Annotated in this window: 19 protein-coding genes; 15 read left to right on the top strand and 4 right to left on the bottom strand. The window is 44.0% G+C overall.

Translation table 11 applies throughout. The annotated features are described in order from the left end of the window. Positions 1 to 169 precede the first annotated feature (169 nt). From MHI32_RS23690 to MHI32_RS23675, 4 genes are all read left to right on the top strand, one after another. Complete coding sequence (locus MHI32_RS23690; protein WP_340011057.1) at positions 170 to 529, top strand: hypothetical protein; 360 nt, start codon at positions 170 to 172, stop codon at positions 527 to 529. Positions 530 to 565: 36 nt separating this feature from the next. Next, positions 566 to 745: a YfhD family protein gene (locus tag MHI32_RS23685; RefSeq protein WP_036683923.1), complete on the top strand. Its 180-nt coding sequence runs from the start codon at positions 566 to 568 to the stop codon at positions 743 to 745. Positions 746 to 842: 97 nt separating this feature from the next. Next, positions 843 to 1,217, top strand: coding sequence for a hypothetical protein (locus tag MHI32_RS23680; RefSeq protein WP_340011055.1), 375 nt, complete (start codon positions 843 to 845; stop codon positions 1,215 to 1,217). A 697-nt stretch (positions 1,218 to 1,914) separates the two neighbouring features. Beyond that, on the top strand, positions 1,915 to 2,826 hold the full coding sequence (locus MHI32_RS23675) for a methyl-accepting chemotaxis protein (protein WP_248549494.1): 912 nt from the start codon (positions 1,915 to 1,917) through the stop codon (positions 2,824 to 2,826). Positions 2,827 to 2,975: 149 nt separating this feature from the next. Here the strand turns inward: MHI32_RS23675 and MHI32_RS23670 are convergent, their stop codons facing one another. Beyond that, a complete protein-coding gene (locus MHI32_RS23670; RefSeq protein WP_340011052.1) occupies positions 2,976 to 3,317 on the bottom strand; it encodes a hypothetical protein in 342 nt (113 codons plus the stop codon). 291 nt (positions 3,318 to 3,608) lie between these two features. On the opposite strand from MHI32_RS23670, the gene MHI32_RS23665 reads away from it, so the two are divergent. The 7 genes from MHI32_RS23665 (at position 3,609) to mtaB (ending at position 10,663) form a co-directional block, all read left to right on the top strand. Then, on the top strand, positions 3,609 to 4,169 hold the full coding sequence (locus tag MHI32_RS23665; RefSeq protein WP_076128962.1) for an RNA polymerase sigma factor: 561 nt from the start codon (positions 3,609 to 3,611) through the stop codon (positions 4,167 to 4,169). Further along, on the top strand, positions 4,129 to 5,805 hold the full coding sequence (locus MHI32_RS23660; protein ID WP_340011050.1) for a DUF4179 domain-containing protein: 1,677 nt from the start codon (positions 4,129 to 4,131) through the stop codon (positions 5,803 to 5,805). The genes MHI32_RS23665 and MHI32_RS23660 overlap by 41 nt, the downstream gene beginning before the upstream one ends. A 104-nt stretch (positions 5,806 to 5,909) precedes the next feature. After that, a complete protein-coding gene (locus MHI32_RS23655; protein WP_076185274.1) occupies positions 5,910 to 6,488 on the top strand; it encodes a DNA-3-methyladenine glycosylase I in 579 nt (192 codons plus the stop codon). A gap of 145 nt (positions 6,489 to 6,633) precedes the next feature. Continuing rightward, positions 6,634 to 7,686: a 50S ribosomal protein L11 methyltransferase gene (prmA, locus tag MHI32_RS23650; protein ID WP_076185273.1), complete on the top strand. Its 1,053-nt coding sequence runs from the start codon at positions 6,634 to 6,636 to the stop codon at positions 7,684 to 7,686. A gap of 2 nt (positions 7,687 to 7,688) precedes the next feature. Continuing rightward, on the top strand, positions 7,689 to 8,372 hold the full coding sequence (locus MHI32_RS23645; protein ID WP_340011049.1) for a site-2 protease family protein: 684 nt from the start codon (positions 7,689 to 7,691) through the stop codon (positions 8,370 to 8,372). A 179-nt stretch (positions 8,373 to 8,551) separates the two neighbouring features. Then, on the top strand, positions 8,552 to 9,316 hold the full coding sequence (locus tag MHI32_RS23640) for an RsmE family RNA methyltransferase (RefSeq protein ID WP_076185272.1): 765 nt from the start codon (positions 8,552 to 8,554) through the stop codon (positions 9,314 to 9,316). Positions 9,317 to 9,319: 3 nt separating this feature from the next. Further along, the gene (mtaB, locus tag MHI32_RS23635; RefSeq protein WP_340011047.1) at positions 9,320 to 10,663 is read left to right on the top strand and encodes a tRNA (N(6)-L-threonylcarbamoyladenosine(37)-C(2))-methylthiotransferase MtaB; all 1,344 of its coding nucleotides are present in this window, start codon (positions 9,320 to 9,322) and stop codon (positions 10,661 to 10,663) included. Between the two features lie 324 nt (positions 10,664 to 10,987). Here mtaB and MHI32_RS23630 read toward each other — a convergent pair whose 3' ends face one another. Both MHI32_RS23630 and MHI32_RS23625 read right to left on the bottom strand, forming a co-directional pair. Next, positions 10,988 to 11,314, bottom strand: coding sequence for an AzlD domain-containing protein (locus tag MHI32_RS23630; RefSeq protein ID WP_036683900.1), 327 nt, complete (start codon positions 11,312 to 11,314; stop codon positions 10,988 to 10,990). Beyond that, positions 11,305 to 12,039: an AzlC family ABC transporter permease gene (locus MHI32_RS23625; protein ID WP_036683898.1), complete on the bottom strand. Its 735-nt coding sequence runs from the start codon at positions 12,037 to 12,039 to the stop codon at positions 11,305 to 11,307. The genes MHI32_RS23630 and MHI32_RS23625 overlap by 10 nt, the downstream gene beginning before the upstream one ends. A 209-nt stretch (positions 12,040 to 12,248) precedes the next feature. Between MHI32_RS23625 and MHI32_RS23620 the strand changes: the two genes are divergently transcribed. The 4 genes from MHI32_RS23620 (at position 12,249) to MHI32_RS23605 (ending at position 17,801) form a co-directional block, all read left to right on the top strand. Beyond that, the gene (locus MHI32_RS23620; protein WP_076128972.1) at positions 12,249 to 14,474 is read left to right on the top strand and encodes a hypothetical protein; all 2,226 of its coding nucleotides are present in this window, start codon (positions 12,249 to 12,251) and stop codon (positions 14,472 to 14,474) included. A gap of 151 nt (positions 14,475 to 14,625) precedes the next feature. After that, entirely contained in the window at positions 14,626 to 15,186 is a 561-nt protein-coding gene (locus MHI32_RS23615; RefSeq protein ID WP_076128974.1) for an ECF-type riboflavin transporter substrate-binding protein, read from the top strand. An 81-nt stretch (positions 15,187 to 15,267) separates the two neighbouring features. After that, positions 15,268 to 16,974, top strand: a complete 1,707-nt coding sequence (locus tag MHI32_RS23610; RefSeq protein WP_340011044.1) for an ABC transporter ATP-binding protein — start codon at positions 15,268 to 15,270, stop codon at positions 16,972 to 16,974. Then, positions 16,971 to 17,801 (top strand): energy-coupling factor transporter transmembrane component T, encoded by an 831-nt coding sequence (locus MHI32_RS23605; protein WP_076128979.1) that lies wholly within the window; start codon positions 16,971 to 16,973, stop codon positions 17,799 to 17,801. The genes MHI32_RS23610 and MHI32_RS23605 overlap by 4 nt, the downstream gene beginning before the upstream one ends. A 53-nt stretch (positions 17,802 to 17,854) precedes the next feature. On the opposite strand, the gene MHI32_RS23600 is transcribed toward MHI32_RS23605, so the two are convergent. Beyond that, the gene (locus tag MHI32_RS23600; protein WP_076218327.1) at positions 17,855 to 18,841 is read right to left on the bottom strand and encodes a Na/Pi symporter; all 987 of its coding nucleotides are present in this window, start codon (positions 18,839 to 18,841) and stop codon (positions 17,855 to 17,857) included. Positions 18,842 to 18,863: the final 22 nt, after the last annotated feature.

Below are 18,863 nucleotides of genomic sequence, written 5' to 3'. Positions count from 1 at the left end.
AAATCGAATATACAACTTTAGTACCATATTGCAGCGAAGTGTTGAGGAAAATGTCGAATTCCCAGTAGATAAGTGGAATATAAGAAAATCAGAGCATAAAACAAGTGAAATTAAGACAATATAAATGAATGCAACAGATATCTGAATTTCAAGCGAGAGCGGGGATAAGATGTCGGAAAGATATATTTTGGCATATTTTAAAAGTCCAGAGGAAGCCGAAGGCGTCGCGCGCAAGCTTCGTGCACTTCGGGCCATTGAAGTTTCCATCGATCGCTTCAGTAGATATGGAGGTACCAGCTTTAGCTCAGGGGTAAATCCGGTGACAGGCAATGTGGCCAGAATGGACTCCATGACTGCTGAGTACGCACACACAGGCATACTTGCAGCTGCGGACACCAGCTCTAGCGGAATGAGTCATGGTGGTAACGGAGGTCCAACGGGGAGAGATATTTTGCTTACGGTTATTGTGCATACGGAGTCCTACGATCAGGCTCTGCGCTTAATTGAAGAAGCAGGCGGGATGGTCTGATCAGGCACTCATTAATAAGAAGGAAGGAGACAAATAATGGATAGAGAGAACTCACAAATCTTCTCCAAGACGGAGAAATTGAAAATGTTATACGAAGCTAAAGCGGAGGATGTAGAATTCTCGGCGGCGGAAGCCGATCTTGATGATATTGAAGCTCAGGATCGCGCACAAGAAGCGGACAAACGTCAGCTGAATGAGATTATGAAGAAAGAATAGCAGCTAAAAAAGCTAAGGCGGATACCTCACTTTGTGGGGTATTTTTGCGTTTGGGCATGTATAATTAGGGCGAAGAGCTTAAGTGTGGGGGGAAAAGATGGATAACGTTATTTTGTGGACAGGATTAGCCTTATTGATCGCATTATTAACCTATTTGAACCAGAAGCAGTTGTACTCTCCAAAAGTAAAACGGGCCTATCGTGAGTTGCGGGAGCTGACAGAGAAGGTTCGTATGGAGCGCTCTGAGGCGAGCGATTTGTATCGATGGGAAGCAGAATTAACCGAACTAGAGAATCATCCGAACGAACTGAATAAATTGGATGCTGAAATTAGGTTTCATCACGCATTTTTGTTATATCTTGAACGTCACTACCCTTCAGACCCAAGGATTATTGGTTTGAAGCAAGCTGACGCATATCAGAAGGATATGGTTTTGGGGATTAAGATAAAAGATTATAAATCCAATAAGTAAGATAATTTTGAATGTGTGTACAATGGGAGAAGGAAAATATTCGTACAGGTCGCAGACAACTGTTGCATGAAGGCGAGGGTAGGCGTGGCTTGCTGCGCCGCAGTCTGGCTGGAGTGCATTTGAAAACGGAGGAACTTCCATACTTTGCTACAAGGGGATTGAGAATGATAGGAATTTTGAAAATGAAATTGAGAGTTTGAACCCTAGCTGATATTTGCAGCTGGGGTTTTTGGTAATGGATCAGTAAAAATGAATGAACTAAGTTAGGGCAAGCTTTTAGCTTATAAGTAAGGCTAATGCTAAGAAGAATTTGGGGGTCTCATAGTCGACGTAGCTGTAGATATTTTTCTGTTGGAAAATGAAATTAGGGAAAACCTCCCTCTATTTTTCTCTAAATGCTCGAAAAAAAGAGATTTTAGGGAAAACCTCCCTGAAAATCCCCTGAAAAGATAGAAAAAGACCTGATTTCATGAGTTTTTGGGGAGTATTTCCCAAAAAGATAGATGAACATTCGAATCTTGCACATCATTAGGGATGTTTTCCCTAATTATCATCATTTCGAGTATATTAACGTCTGCAGAAGTTATAAATATTTTAAGTAATATAGCTAATATCACACTACAGATTAAGGATGTATAATTGTTCGAATATACTAACTACGACCTATCAACTATTGAATTTTTCAGGGGGAATTAGAATGGGGCTGGTACACTCTCAAGGAGTTACTGATGAGCTTGTTGTTAGATCTTTAGAAAGAAATTTAGCTATTATCCGGTTTGACCTTGATCGCCGGGTAGCTTATGTGAATGAAGTTTTTGCAAATTCCATGGGATATAAAAAAGATGAAATGTACGGAATGCATCATAAAGAGTTCTGTTTTCCACATTTCGCAGATAGCCCAGGTTACGAACGGTTTTGGCAGGATCTTTTTACAGGGAAGAGTTTTCAGGATAAGATCGAACGAATGGATTCGAAAGGAAATGCGGTTTGGCTTGAAGCTACCTACATGCCAGTATTTGATGAAAGCAATGAACAAGTCATCGGAGTATCTAAAATAGCAACTAATATCACCCAAAGACAAAACAACCTGAGTAATGTTGTGCAACGGATGCAAGAGATGGCAGACAGCTTGAATCAAAGAGCAGATTTAGGTATTGAGCGCAGTCAAGAATTATTACGAAGCATCAACAAAATCGCCGAAGTATCGATAGAAAATACACATACTCTAGCTAATCTTGAAAAGCAAGCTGTATCGATTCATAGCATCGTGCAAACGATTCGCGATATTGCTTCGCAAACGCAATTATTAGCCCTAAATGCTGCTATTGAGGCAGCGCATGCCGGGGAGTATGGGCGAGGTTTTGACGTAGTGGCAAAAGAAGTAAGAAAATTATCTTCTATGGTACAAGATTCGATCATAAAGGTACGGGATAGTGTGGATGCGATCACGCTGGAAATTGGAAAGATCTCTATAGGAACAAATCAAGTACAAGAAAGTATAGAAGATAGTCAGCAGCAGGTTCTGGTGGCGTTGGAGGATTTTTCGAAGATTGCTTCTTCTGCACAAAATCTCGACACACAAGCGCGCGAGGTTATGGATATCCTTTAATTGTTAATATGTATGTTGATAGATTGAATATCAGCAAAAAAGGGTCGGTCTCCTACTTGAAAGAGATGGACCCTTTTATTGTTGGTATTATCCGATTTTGTTAACAATCAAGGTAGGAATCATATATCTATGATTTGTGATGACTCCGTCTACAGTAACACTAACCTTAGTAACTCCGGTGTCCCCAATCGCCCCATCAGAGCCAGTCCCACCTTTAGCCCCCCCGTCACCCCAGTCGCTCCAGTTGCGCCAGTTGCGCCAGTTGCCCCATCATATCCAAGTAATTCTGCTGTAGCTAATCGATGCTGGGCTACTAATTTCTCTGCACTGTCTTTACCCCAAAATGAGATTTGGATTGGATGGTCTGGCAAACTAGCAGTTGTGAAAAAAAATTCGAAGGTATCAAAATCCGCAAAATAATTTTTAGTTATTACCTGATTTGGCATCACATCTAGCAGATCGCCTACATATTGAATTCTTTCTTCATTCATGTAGTAGCCTTCGATCAGAACTGTGGAAGCAATCTGACCGCTACCATTAGCAATTTTGACAGTGACCTGTTGTGTAAGTCTTGTGTTGTTTTCTGAGTTAACATTGTTTTCTACGGACCAGTAGTTAAAAGAGTCATTGTCCTTCCTCCATTTGCTTCATTCAGATTATTAAGCCTGTTTGATTTTCTCTATGTCTTTAAGAGTAGCGATAGTTTATGCTCAGAAAAACGAACCTTTTCCAAGGATTGGTTGTCATATAGATATCTCAGTCAAGAAAGGAGGGCGCAAAATTTGGAGAGTAACCGAGAGTTATTTGAAACCTACAATAAAGATGTATACCGGACTTGCTACTATATGGTGCATGACGCGGCGGATGCAGAGGATTTGACTCAGGATGTCTTTATTACCGTATTTCGCAGTAATCGTGAGCACGTGGAGCATATCAAGGCTTGGATTATGAAAATAACGGTCAACCATTGCCTCAATCATTTGAAACGAAAACGGACTTTACAACAGAAGATTACGGACAACCTTCATTTCTTTAATAAAACGGCAGAAACAGCTGTGGAGCAGCAGATTGAGCAGCGTGAGACGGAGGTCGAGTGGGCGCAATATATGAGCCAGGTCCCTATCAAACTTAGGATGGTGCTCACACTTAGGTATATGCATGATTTCAGTCTGGCTGAAATTTCGGATTTGCTGTCCATTCCACTCGGAACGACCAAATCTAGACTGCATAAAGGGCTAACGGTAATGAGGAGAATCCTGCAGGAGGCTGGGGTTCAACTTGAACTAAAGGAGGGCGAAGCTTTTGAAAAAGTTAGAAAATATGCTGGAGCATCGTTTAAATGAAGATAAAGGCGTGCCTTATCCAGATTTTGAACGCATGTGGGGACGTTTAGAGCAAGAAAACAGTACAATGACTCCCCTACAACTTCGTATGGCGAATGGTAGCGGGAACAGAGGGAGAAACTGGAGTAAAATAGCTGTGGTGGCTTCATTTTCAGTACTTATTGCAGCGGCACCCGTATATGCAGCAGTGCATTATGATTGGGATAATTTGCTCCATGGGAGAGGAGGCGTTCAAGCAGCGCTGGCCCAAAATCTCGGACAACAACTGAACCAGTCAGTGACGCAGGATGGAGTAACTCTGAAGCTACATACAGCGATTGTGGATGAGAATCGGACGGTTATCTTATTCACTTTGGATGTAGGAAAACGCTTGGAAAATGAAAATTGGAATGTTAATGGAATGACTTTGAAGGGCGTAGATGGGGCGAATGGTCCTAGTGAGTTCAGTTATGTGTTATGGGATGAGAAAAATCAACATTACAACGGATATTTCGAGAGTGATTGGACACCGAAAAAGGATACTGTGAATGTGCAACTAGTTGCAGATAATCTGCAAGCCTTTAGCACACAGGAGTTAGATTTACCGCTGGATATCCAATCGCAGGAGACACAAAAGTTTCCTATTGGACAGGAAGGAATGCGCAGCATAGAGGTGAAACCATTTACCCAAGGACAAGAAAAAATATTATTCTCTTCAGCGATCATTTTTGATCAGCCAGAAACAAAAAAATGGGCCTTTCCAAATATAGTCGCTTACAAAAACGGAACGCTCATAAATTCGCTGGCTGGAGGTGCTTTCGGTACACCGGGAGAAAACGGGGAATATACGTCCCAGCAATATTTTAAGGCGGCTGATATTTCCAGTGGAGAAGTGAATTACAAGCTGCAGTACATGAAACAAGAAAAAAAGGTTGAGGGGCCCCTAGCTTTTGATCTTCAATTAAGCAAAAAGCAGATGGAGAGCGGAACCATAAATACCTCATTGAATCTGCCGCTAGAAGAGGGCGAACCTAATTACACGCTGGAGAAAATGGTAGTGACGCCTACTCAAATTCGAATCGCTATTAGAAGTAAAGAGAAAGGCAACAATTTCCCGTATCAAAAGTCTACTCTTGAAGTAGCAGGCAAGACGCTGGAGGGCAATTTCTGGAGATCTCCAGAAGGTGAGCCGGAATTAACAGTGCTTCGTTTTGAGCGGCCAGTTGACCTTGAAATCACAGAAGAGACGCCAATTACCTTTGTTGCTAAATACAAGGTGACTCAGCACGGCAGCTATAAAATTAACAAAGACGAAAAAACACCGCTTCTGTTGACGAATATATCTGATAAGAAACAGACGCTTATCCAGCAGCTTAGCGGATACCCGGTAAAATGGACGTACTATATGCAGGGTGCCGATCTTTATGTAGAGACTGAAAGTGAAGATGCTCGCTTCGGTGGAATTAACCAGACCCATATCGGACTGGGGAAAGAGCGTATTTTAGGGAAACCTCTGACCGTTAATTTCACTGGGGATGGAAACAATAAGGCCATTGATGTTTACAAGGGTTTCAAAGGTACAGAAGCTTCTATTTATATATTCTTCTATACGACTGACGATCCGGATAAAGAAACAAGAGTGCAGCTGCGGCCATAGAAAATCTTTTTTAGGGAGGAACCTTGTGTTCTTCCCTTTTTTTCGTTTACAGTGAGTAGATGCTGAGTGGACTTAGCGAGGATTAGCGTAAAGGAGAGAAAAGGATGGAAATCACTCGCTGTGCTTGGGTTAATGAGGATCCTTTATATATCGCATACCATGATGAAGAGTGGGGCAAACCTCTGTATGATGACCGGAAGCTGTTTGAATTACTCATGCTTGAAGGCATGCAGGCAGGGTTAAGCTGGTACACCGTCTTAAAAAAGCGGGCACATTACAGAGAGGTATTTGATGGATTTGATCCGCAAAAGATTGTGCATTATGATGAGCCGAAAATTGCTGAGTTGATGAACGATCCCGGGATTATTAGAAATCGCTTAAAGATTGATTCTATCATTCGTAATGCAAAAGTATATTTGCAAATTAGTGCGGAAACAGGCAGCTTTTCAGATTATCTCTGGAGCTTTGTGGGGGGCGCGCCTACGCTTAATCATTGGAAGACACGTGCGGATGTCCCTGCTTCAACGGCTCAGTCTGACGCAATGAGTAAAGCATTAAAAAAGCGAGGCATGAAGTTTGTCGGCTCTACCATATGTTATGCTTTCATGCAGGCATCGGGGATGGTAGATGATCATTCGCTCGATTGCTTTTGCAGGAGCAGCCCGGGCATGGCAGAGCGTTGATCTGTAGTTTGGCGTTACCCCAAGAAGAAATGTTATACTATGAAGCGAATGCTCACAAAACTAAGTCTATGCTTACGAAGCCAGTTTTGCACGAAGTTAATCAATGAAGCTAACGCTCACAAAACTTTAGGAGGATCACATAAAGATGTTATGGCATGAAGTGACGATACATACAACAGAAGATGCACAAGAAATGATTTCGAATTTTTTATATGAAGCAGGAGCGGGTGGGGTTTCTATTGAAGAATCCGGAACACTCAGTAAAGAGCGGAATACGCGTTACGGTGAATTATATGACCAACCCTTGAATGATATCCCAGAAGGGGAAGCGGTAATCAAAGGTTATTATGCCGATTCCACGGATATGGATGCTGTTATAGAAGAACTGACTCCACGGGTAGCAGAATTGCGTGAGTACGGTATTGATCCGGGCAAATCGCTGATTTCTTGGAAAACCGTAGATGAAGACGAATGGGCGCATGCTTGGAAGCAATATTTTAAACCACTCAGGGTATCGGAGCGTCTCACGATTAAACCAACTTGGGAGGAATATACGCCTGAGAGCCCCGATGAGGCAATCATTGAGCTGGACCCTGGTATGGCATTTGGTACAGGGACTCACCCTACAACAGCTTTGTGCCTGCGTGCGCTCGAGAAGAATATTAGCGGCGGCGAAGAAGTAATCGATGTTGGTACGGGTTCAGGAATATTGGCTGTAGGTGCAATGCTGCTCGGTGCGAAATCCGTGCTGGCGTTAGATTTGGACCCTGTAGCTGTTGAAAGTGCGCGCGAGAATGTAGCACTGAACAAACTTGAGAAGTTCATTTCGGTAAAAGAAAGCGACCTGCTCTCCTTGCTAGGTGGTGAAGGTGTAGCTGACACGGCTGCTGGAGAAATGTGGCCATCCGCTAGACCGGGTCACACTCTTGAGGGAACACCTGCGGAGCAAGTAACAGAGGATAGCCTCGGCGTTACACTCCCGGTGAAGATTGTAGTTGCGAATATTTTGGCAGAAATCATCGTATTGTTTACGGATGATGTGTATCGTGCACTTCAGCCAGGAGGCTTGTATATTACCTCTGGTATTTATAAGGATAAAGAAGGACTTGTGGCTAACGCACTACAAGAGTCCGGCTTTGAGATTATGGAAGTATCCCGTGAAGAAGATTGGGTGGCATTTACAGCCGGAAAGAGGTAAAAATGGATATATTGCAAAGTATAATACGTGTAGATCTGGATCAGCTTCCTTTTCTGCTCATTACGATTTTAATTGCTTTTACAGTACATGAATTCAGTCATGCTTATTTCGCAAATAAGTTCGGTGACCCTACCGCTAGATTATTAGGACGCATGACGCTTAACCCTGCTGTACACTTCGATTTTTTTGGTATTTTACTGCTGCTGGTTGCTGGTTTCGGGTGGGCACGTCCAGTTCCTGTAAACCGTGATAACTTTAGCCGCCCCCGTCTGATGGGAGTCATTGTGTCTGCTGCGGGCCCAATCAGTAACCTGTTACTAGGGATTATTGGTGCTTTAATATATGGGGTGCTTGCGGCAACCGGTGTATTAGAGTCGATCTCCAATGATCGCGTTTTAGAGGCAGTGTATCTGTTCTTTGGCACCTTTATTCAATGGAACTTCTTTTTATTCTTGTTCAATCTGATTCCATTGCCTCCGCTGGATGGCTACCGGATTGTGGAGGATATTGCTCCTCACTCCATTCGGGGCAGATTACAGCAATTTGAGCAATGGGCTGTATTTATCTTTTTATTAATTCTGTTTATTCCAGGGTTACGAACCTATACCATCGATCCTCTTGGCCACTGGGCTAGTGAAATGTCGAGAACATTTGTGCAGCTATTCCTAAGAATGTTTGGCAGCTAAGGTAGGGACTGAAGTCTGGTCAACCCTGCTTAAACATTGTATTATGTAATTTGTTGAAAAATAGGATAGTTAAATTTCGCCTGATCCATAGTTATATTTCTCTAAGAAACGGGTGACGTCTTTATTAAGGCGTCTTTACCGTTTCTTCTTACTGAATTCATGAACAGGATGATGAAGAGATGCAGCGATATTTTGTTACACCGGAGCAGTTTGGTGCAGATAACGTTAGAATTGACGGGGAAGATGCAAGGCATATTGCCAAAGTCATGCGCGGTAAGGTTGGGGACAAGCTTATTGTCAGCGATGGCGTCTCCCGTGAAGCGTTAGTTGAGATTGCTCAGATCGAAATAGGGGAAGTGACAGTGAATATCCTGGAAACCCTGGAGATGACGCATGAACCGCGGATAAAAATCACAGTGGCTCAGAGCTTACCCAAGGCCGATAAGATGGAAACTGTCATTCAAAAGTGTACAGAAATTGGAGCCGTTGGTTTTATTCCTTTTCTGTCGGAGCGCACGATTGTACAATACGATGAACGCAAGGAAAGTAAGCGGCTGGACCGCTGGCGTAAAATTTGTAAAGAAGCTGCCGAGCAGGCACACCGGAACATCGTTCCGGCTGTAGGCTCACCGTTATCCTGGAAGCAGCTGCTACAGACTTTTAGTGAGTATGATGCTGTTTATTTCTGTTATGAAAAAGAAGAAGGCTTGCAGCTTCGCAGCAGTGTTGCCCCTTGGTTATCCTCGCTTTCACCGCAGGCTGGTGGGAAGGTACTGATTGTGGTAGGTCCTGAAGGGGGCTTTACACCAGAGGAATGCCAAAAGGCAGAAGAAGCTGGTGCGGTTTCCGTAGGACTAGGACGGCGTATTCTGCGCTGTGAGACAGCGGGTATGGTTGCCGCTGCTTGTATTTTATATGAATCGGGAGAAATGGGAGGAGCTTAAGAGATGCCATCCGTAGCATTTTATACTTTAGGTTGTAAAGTGAATTTTTATGACACCGAAGCCATCTGGCAGCTATTCAAAAATGAAGGTTACGAGCAGGTCGATTTCGAGGGACCCGCCGATGTATATCTGATTAATACTTGTACTGTAACTAATACAGGTGACAAAAAAAGCCGTCAAATGATTCGTCGTGCCGTTCGCCGCAATCCGGAAGCTATCGTGGCGGTTACTGGCTGCTATGCGCAGACCTCTCCTGGTGAGATTCTTGATATTCCTGGTGTCGATCTTGTTATTGGTAACCAGGACCGCGATCAGATCATGACGCATGTGAAAAACATTGAAGCCTCACGTCAGCCGGTCAACGCTGTTCGTAATATTATGAAGACACGTGAATTCGAAGAGATGGATGTACCTGGCTTTGCGGATCGGACGCGTGCTTTTATGAAGATTCAGGATGGCTGCAACAACTTCTGCACATTCTGCATCATTCCATGGTCGCGTGGACTTTCCCGCAGCCGTGATCCCAAAAGTATCGTAACCCAGGCACATCAATTAGTAGAAGCAGGGTATAAGGAATTTGTGCTCACGGGTATTCATACCGGCGGTTACGGTGATGATCTTGATAATTACCGTCTAGCCGATTTGCTGTGGGATCTAGATAAGGTGGATGGACTGGAGCGGGTACGTATCAGTTCTATCGAAGCTAGCCAGATCGATGAGAAGCTGCTGGAGGTGCTGAACCGTTCCTCTAAAATGTGCCGTCATCTGCATATCCCGCTGCAAGCCGGACATAATGATGTGCTGAAAGCGATGCGCCGTAAATATACGACAGAAGAATATTACGCCAAAATGCAGCTGATCCGTCAGGCGATGCCGGATGTCGGAATTACTACGGATGTTATCGTTGGATTCCCGGGGGAGACCGATGAAATGTTCCGTGCCGGCTACGACTTCATGAAAGCTATTAATTACTCCGAGATGCACGTATTCCCTTACTCCAAGCGGACGGGCACTCCAGCAGCGCGGATGGAGAATCAGATCGACGAAGAAATCAAAAATGTACGCGTGCAGGAATTGATTGATCTTTCGGAAGAAATGCAAATAGCTTATGCTCGCAAATTTGTAGGTCAGACATTAAGTGTTATTCCGGAAAGAGCCGCAAAAGGGGCACCGGGGCGCAATATCCAGCATGGATTTAGCGACAACTATTTGCAGGTGTTCTTTGATGGAGAAGATTCACTCCAAGGAGAACTTTGTCAGGTGAAGATAACGGAAGCTGGCGTGAACGAATGCCGCGGTGAGTTGGTCGGGGTTAGTCAGACTGTGCTTCAGCAGGCTGTCCGTTAAGCAATAGATATTAGTAAAAGACAACAGAGCAGCCATTTTCCCGTTAGCGGGGAAGGGCTGCTCTGTTTTTAAGTTGTTGCTGTCTAGACCACCAATTCATAACAATCTCATGATGCTTTCGGACCCAGCTGGCGTTATTTGTATTTTTTTTGCCTTTTATGCTTAGTTTCGGACTCCAGTGCAGCTATTCCTCAGAAAGTAGTTCATAATAGGTGTTTTTCATGACTATAGCGACTATGGTGTCCGTTAGTGTTCCAAAAGTGGGATAATGCTGCGAATAAGGTCAGCTGTGTCCGATAGTGACTTCATACGCGTAGAAGTGGATCAAAAAAACATCCGTAGAATCATGATTGAAACAATCCCCGCCAGTACAGTGCCTAGCAAGCTCCGGGTTTTTATCGCAACCAAAAAAGTAGGCAATGCCGCAAAAAGCTCAATGTTATTAGCTAAAGACGAAAATTTCCCATCATTCAAAAATATCTCCTGACCTATTAATGCTGCCATAACAGAGATAGGAACATAATTTAACCAGCGCATTCCCCATTCTGGCAATTCAAACCGGCTAAGGATCATGAGTGGAACCACCCTGGGAATGAAGGTCACAAAAGCTGCTCCTAGAATGATCAGAAATACATCCCATCTTACTTCCATTTTTCAAACACCATCCCTATCGTTGACGCAATGACTGTAGCGATAATCACTCCAACACTGCTGGAGAATAGGAAGGAGCTTCCTACTGCTATGATCACGGCAAGGATTGCGACAACCAAATCTAGTTTGATTTTATTACGGTCAATCATGGAAATTACAAGAATGCCAATAAACATCGCAGGTAAGGCAAACTGTAAACCGAATTGATCAGGGTCTGAGATCCACTGGGCTAAAAAAGCTCCCGCTACATTCGCAAGAAACCAATTTAAATAAGCGGTGAGATTTAGACCGTGCATCCATTTTTCACTGATTTGCTGCTTATTCAAAGCTTGATTGATGGCAACTCCGAAGGTCTCATCAGTCAATAAAGAACCAACCAGCATATTTCTCAGTGGGGAAAGATGGCGGAAATAAGGTGAAAGAGCTGCACTAAGCAAAATATGGCGAAGATTCACGATAAATATCGTAATAATAATGGCCGCAGGCGAGCTGCTAACAGCTATCATTCCAGCAGCTATAAACTGAGCTGAGCCCGCGTAAAGAATCAAGCTGATTAAGGCAATCTCAGCAATGCTGAGCCCGGCTGTCTTTTGAACAACACCTGCTGCAAGTCCGATGCTTAAGTAGCCTAGTAGTGTGGGAATACAATCTTTTACCCCTTTAAGGAAGCTATCTTCCTGTTTAGGAGACGGGATTGCTTCTAGTTGGACGTTCTCTGCACTCATCGTAGCCCCCTTGTTTCAAGAAAGAATGTAGTAGTTAGCATATTACTTCCTAATATTTTGATCAACCTTTACCGTATTATCTAGTCTGAAAGTCCCGAATTTCGCTTTATAGAGCCAGGGGGTAAACACTTAGGGTACAATTGTCGATATAAGTAAAAGAGTGTGGGGATAAACCACCGAACGACATTATAGCCTAAGGGAGAGAACAAATGACTGTGTACAGGAAAATGACGAAAATGCTCCTCATCATGATATTGTTAGCTACTGCGGTTTTTCCGGTAAGTGTCTTTGCAGCGACCGGCGATATCAACTCGATTGAATTCGAAAGCTCCGCTAAAGTAGAGCTTACGGTTGGACAAACGCCAAAGCAACTTAAGGTATATGCGAATGTGGAAGGGTCCTCATCTAAAAGAGATGTGACAGGTGCAGTTGTATGGAATTCTTCTAACACAAACGCTGTAAAGGTAGTAAATGGCCTATTGACTCCGATTGACAGTGGAAAAGCTATTATTACAGCGACTTATAATCATGCACTTGCTACCATTGAAGTTGAGGTAGCCCATCCTGTTAAAGAACTGAAGCTCGAATATAGTTCTGAAGGGAACTACAAATTGGGTGATGATGAGGATAAACTGCTGGTCAAAGCCAATGCGATTGGTGGAGAAACAGCGACTTCTGCTAAGGATGTAACGGCTGATACTACTTGGAGCAGCTCCAACACAAGCGTGTTGACCATTGCAGAAGGTAAGATCACTTTGGCTGGTGAAGGTACAGCAACGATCACTGCCAAATACAAGACCTTAACAGCAACCTTTAAGGCTGTAGTGAAATTGCCTTATTCTGAAATTGAGCTTAAACATGACGACAAAATCGTTAAAGAACTAGAGATGCTAGTCGGAGATGCACCTTTGAAGTTGGTTGCAGAGACTAAAGAAACTACAAAATCCAGCGCAAATGATATTTCAGAGAAAGCAGAATGGTCCTCTTCTAGTGCTAGTGTAGCTACAGTAGACAAAGGCGAGATCAAAGTATTGTCTGCTGGTAAAGCTGTAATTACAGTGTCCTATCTGGGGATTACACAAACAGTAGACGTATATGTACGTGCTCCTTATGAAGCGCTACTACTTACTCCTACAGGAGATCAATTCCTGTTTATGGGCGAAACCCTGAACGTTAAGGCTGAGGTTCGCGATGCTGCGAATTCTACTCCGAACATTTCAGGCAGCGCAGTATGGACTTCGGATAATCAATTGGCGGCAACCGTTACGCCTGGTAGCGATACTGCGGCAGTGACTGCTAAAGCAGTGGGAACTTCGGTTATTAAAGCAGAGTACAGAGGAATTAATAAAAGCTTTAAGCTGACAGTTTATCCTACGATCACAGAACTGGCAGCCGACAAGACGGAATTGGAGCTTTACACAGATGACACCGTAAGCCTTCCAAAAGTAAATGGTACAAAGCTTGACGGTACAAAGCTAGATCTTAGCAGTGATATTGAGTGGACCTCTGCGGATGATGAGATTGCCACCATTAAAGACGGCAAGATTGTAGCTGAATCGGCAGGTATTGTGAAGGTTATCGGTAAAATAAAATCAGAAAACCCAACGACTTCAAAAACTGCTGTAAGAGAAAAAAGTGTTGAAGTAAAGGTTACAGTGAAAGATAAAGTCCTTGTCTTGCTTGGACCAGAAGAAAACCTGGTGATTGTTACTGGTGAAGAGAAGGCTGTTCCTGAAGTAAAAGCTGTGATGGAAAACGGCAGTGAACTTGATGCTACTGCAACTATGGAATGGGAGCTTACCGGTACGAATGCGATTATCAAGACAACAACTTCCGGTAAGGTAATCAAAGGACTGGTGAAGGGTTCTGCTACTTTAAAGGGAACTTACGCTAATAAAACCATCAGTATCCCAGTTACCATTGAACAAAAGGTTACTAAGCTAGTTGTAGAACCTACTGCTATCGAAATGAACATTAAAGGCTCTAAAGCGATAAAGGTAACGGCTTATTATTCTAATGGTAAGACAGGGAATGTCTCCAGCAGTATGAATTGGGAGTCCTCAAACGAGGCGGTTGCTACGGTTAAAGCTACAACCGTTAAAGCAGTAACAGAAGGTACTGCTACGTTGACAGGATCTTACCAAGGGATTGCTGCTAGTGTCAAAATTACTGTAGTTCCTAAATTAACAAAGCTGACCGTTAATGAGAGCAGACTGAAAATGGCTCCGGGAGCCGTTCAGAATGTAGTCGTGACTGCACAGTATGATACTGGTAAGACTGCTGTTGTTACTGGAAGTGCGGTATGGACCAGCTCCAAGCCTTCTGTAGCGAGAGTATCTGCAAGTGGTCAGATTGTAGCTGTGAGTAAAGGAACGACATCCATTAAAGGAAAGCTAGGCGGCAAAACAGTTACAGTATCAGTGACAGTGAAGTAATAGAGAATAAGATCTGAATTATCAACTATGAATCTGCAAAGCCAACATTATGTTGCTTTGCAGATTTTTTTATTTGGATTCTATAGTAATTCCGACTATTCCGATGTATAATCACATAAAACATAATAGATGCGTTGGGGGAGATGAAAACATGGCAAAACAAAAGGTGTTGTCGATCAAGACGATAGTAGCGATTGGTATTGGTTCTGCTTTATTCGTTATATTGGGGAGATTCGGCTCGATTCCTTCGGGTATTCCAAACACTAACATCGAGACTACATACGCATTACTGGCATTGTTCTCCCTATTGTACGGCCCGTTTGCCGGATTATTTATAGGCCTGATCGGGCATACCCTGAAGGATACGATATCTTATGGATCGCCATGGTTCAGTTGGGTCATATCATCAGGAATTGTAGGGCTGGTTATTGGCTTGTTAGTAGCTAGAATCGCTATTCATGACGGGGAATTCGGACGGAAGGAAATAATACGCTTTAATCTGGCTCAGATTGCAGCGAATGCTGTAGCTTGGTTCCTTGTAGCCCCAGTGTTGGATATTCTGATCTATGCAGAACCCGCTAATAAAGTATTTACGCAAGGACTGACCGCAGGTGCATTAAATATAGCTTCGGTGGCAGTGATCGGATCTTTACTAGCCATTGCGTATGCTAAGACAAGAACGAAACAGGGCAGCTTGACTAGAGAAGCTTGAGTGGAATACATATCCAAGCTAAAAAGCCGGTGGAAATCACCGGCTTTTTTCTCTTCACATTAACCCAGAGGAAGGTCTCAGATGAAAAAAGTAATGATTGAATTTAAGGATTTCAGCTTTCAATATCGGGCGCAGCAGGAACCCACACTACAGGGGATTAACTTAACGATTGTTGAAGGGGAGAAGGTGCTTATCGTGGGACCCTCAGGTTCTGGGAAAAGTACACTGGCTCATTGCATTAATGGTCTCATCCCTTTTGCTTACAGAGGGGAAATATCAGGTTCATTACGGATTATAGGCCAGGAGCAGAAGGATCTGAGTATCACAGAGCTGTCCAATCAGGTAGGTACCGTATTGCAGGACCCGGATGGACAATTTGTAGGTTTAACGGTTGGCGAGGATATCGCCTTCAGTCTAGAGAACCATGTGGTTCAGCAGACAGAAATGAATAGCAAAGTGGCGGCTGCCGCAAGAGCGGTGGATATCCACGAATTTCTGGCCTCTTCTCCTCAGGAGTTATCGGGTGGACAAAAGCAAAAAACGTCCTTGGCAGGTGTTCTGGTAGGTGATGTGGACATCCTGCTCTTTGATGAACCGCTGGCAAGCTTAGATCCTTATACCGGTACAAAAGCGATTGAGCTTATTGATCGAGTGCATAAAGAGACAGGTAAAACCGTTATTATGATCGAGCATCGTCTTGAAGAGGTGCTGCATCGGGCGGTGGACCGTATTATTGTGATCCATGAAGGACGTATTGCGGCGGATATGCCGGCTGCAGAACTGTTGAGCACAACGTTGCTTTCAGAATTTGGCATTCGGGAACCTCTCTATTTAACGGCTTTGAAGTATGCCGGATGTTCGATTACAGCAAATATGAATCCGCAACATGTGAACGATATAGAGTTGGAGGCGTGTTCTAATAAACTTAAGATCTGGTATGAGTGCAATCAGTCGCGCCAGGATAAGCTGGAGAGCCCACCCATCCTTGAACTGCAAGATATTTCTTTTGGATACGAAAAAAATCAGCAGGTGCTGGATAAGCTCAATCTCTGTATTCATAAAGGAGAGATGGTCTGTATAGCGGGGCGAAATGGGGCTGGGAAATCTACAGTTTCTAAGCTGATTTGTGGCTTCTATAAACCTACTTCCGGATCAATACGGATGCATGGGCGTGATATTGCTCAGGACACGATTAAGGAGCGGGCAGAGCGGATTGGTTTTGTTATGCAAAATCCCAATCATATGATTTCAAAGACACTTTTATATGATGAGGTTGCCCTAGGACTAAGACTCCGAGGTTGCCCTGAGGAGCTCGTTCGTGAACGCGTCCATCAAGTCTTGAAGGTGTGCGGACTTTATGTTTTTCGCAGCTGGCCGATCTCGGCGCTCAGTTACGGCCAAAAGAAACGGGTCACGATTGCCGCCATTCTGGTACTGGAGCCGGAAGTGATCATTTTGGATGAACCGACTGCTGCTCAGGATTACAGGCATTATAACGAAATGATGGAGTTTCTCTTGACGCTGCGGGGGCAGGGGATGACGGTCATTATGATTACGCATGATATGCACTTGATGCTGGAATATGCCGATAGAGCTATAGTGTTAGCTGATGGCGTGAAGCTTGCGGATGATAGCCCTGAGCGAATATTAACGAATACTGATGTGGTGAAAAAAGCGAACTTGAAAGAAACCTCGCTTTTTGCCCTAGCTATAAAAGCTGGATTGAAACAACCGGAGGAGTTCGTTAGAAGGTTTATTGCGTATGATAGGAGGAGCCGAGGCGGATGAAGGCCAAAATGTTAACTTTTACGAAGCAGGATTCACCTATTCACCGTCTTACCGGCGCTACGAAGTTGATTTTATTTGTAGTGTGGTCTGTGACGGGGATGATTACATATGATACAAGATGTCTAATTGTGATGCTGTTATTTAGTTTGCTTGCCTTTAGAATTTCCAAAGTTCAATTTCAGGATTATGCTTTCGTATTATATTTTATTTTGATTTTCTTTTTGCTTAATCATATAGCTATCTTTATTTTTTCTCCTTTGGAGGGCGTACGTGTTTACGGGACACGTCATGATATTATGCATATTGCAGGCCGGTATACGGTAACTTGGGAGCAGCTATTTTATCAATTCAATATTGCCCTGAAATATGCGGTGGTCATTCCTATGGCATTATTATTTCTTCTAACGACCAATCCCAGTGAATTTGCAGCATCCTTAAATAGAGTTGGAGTGAACTATAAAATTGCATATTCTGTATCGCTGGCACTGCGGTACATTCCGGATATTCAACGAGATTATGAGAATATATCGTTCTCTGCTCAAGCAAGGGGAATAGATATTTCTAGAAAAGAAAAGCTGCCTAAGCGGCTAAAAAATATCATTTCGATTCTGATGCCCCTAATTCTGACTAGTATCGAGCGGATTGAAAATATCAGTACCGCTATGGAGCTGCGCGGCTTTGGCACTGAGACCAAACGAACTTGGTATAGCCGTCGCCCGTTCACAAGAGACGATTATTTTGCATTGGCTTTGTTTGCGCTGATTGGAATTTTCTCGACGGTGATCACTTTTTACGACGGTTCGCGGTTTTATAATATTTTCGATTGAAGTATAATAGTACAGTTGTGGAAAACTGGGATTATATTAACGGCACCTTTTTGTTAAGACTGAAGACGTTTCTCCAGTTTTGACCATATAGGCAGGTAGCATAATGGCAGTGCTAGAAGTGAGCAGACTACGTTGAAAATGGTCTGGGCGTGGGCGATTTGTGAAGCAGGACCTCCACCAATCCATGCAGCACTTGCTTGTAGCAGCCCGATCATGGGCAAGAATAATAGTGCACCACCTACATTAAGCGCAACATGGGACCAAGCGACGAAGACGCCGGATGGCGTGCCGCCGATGGAAGCGATGACCGCTGTAACACAGGTGCCTACGTTGGCACCCAGCACAATGGCTATACCTAGCTCAGGCGGCATGGCACCCGAGGCGGCAATGCTCATAGCCATAGCTATGACAGCAGCGCTGCTATGGAGCATGGCTGTTAGGCACGCTCCAGCGGCGAGCCCCCATAAGGCACTAGTAGCGGCATGGTTTAGGAACCAGAGGAATAAGCCACTTTCCTGAAGTATTCCGCCGATAGACTGCATGACAGCGATGCCCCATAGGACGAGGGCGAAGCCTGATACAGCCAGACTGATAAATTGCAGCGGCGGGGATATTTTGTGGCAGAGCTCTGCCACTCGCGATGTAGGCGGCAGTTCGCCTGCAATAACTGCCGCTGCCCACAGACTGAGCGAGGCTGCCAGCAAGGGCGTGGCCATGGTATTGATCTGAAGTCCGATCAATTCTGTAGTTAATGTGGTGCCGATGTTGCTGCCCAGGATAATGCCAAGTGTGCGGGCATAGGTAAGCAGGCCGGCATTGACCATGCCGATAGTCAACACCGTTACAGCAGTACTGCTCTGGAGTAAGGCGGACAACAGGCTGCTGGCAATCATTCCTTTAATAGGTGTTGAGGTAGCTCTATTTAGGCTTGTAGTTAATAGAGGGCCTGCTAGCTTGGACAACGCCGTTTCCATCAGCTTCATGCCGGCTAGAAAGATAACAAGACCATATATGATAGGGAACAGCAAATCACTGAACATAGGGCATACTCCTTTGGACGAG

This window comes from Paenibacillus sp. FSL H7-0690 (assembly GCF_037980415.1).
GTDB classification, from domain to species: Bacteria; Bacillota; Bacilli; order Paenibacillales; family Paenibacillaceae; genus Paenibacillus_AQ; species Paenibacillus_AQ odorifer.
This window is presented reverse-complemented; position numbering and strand designations above follow the sequence as displayed.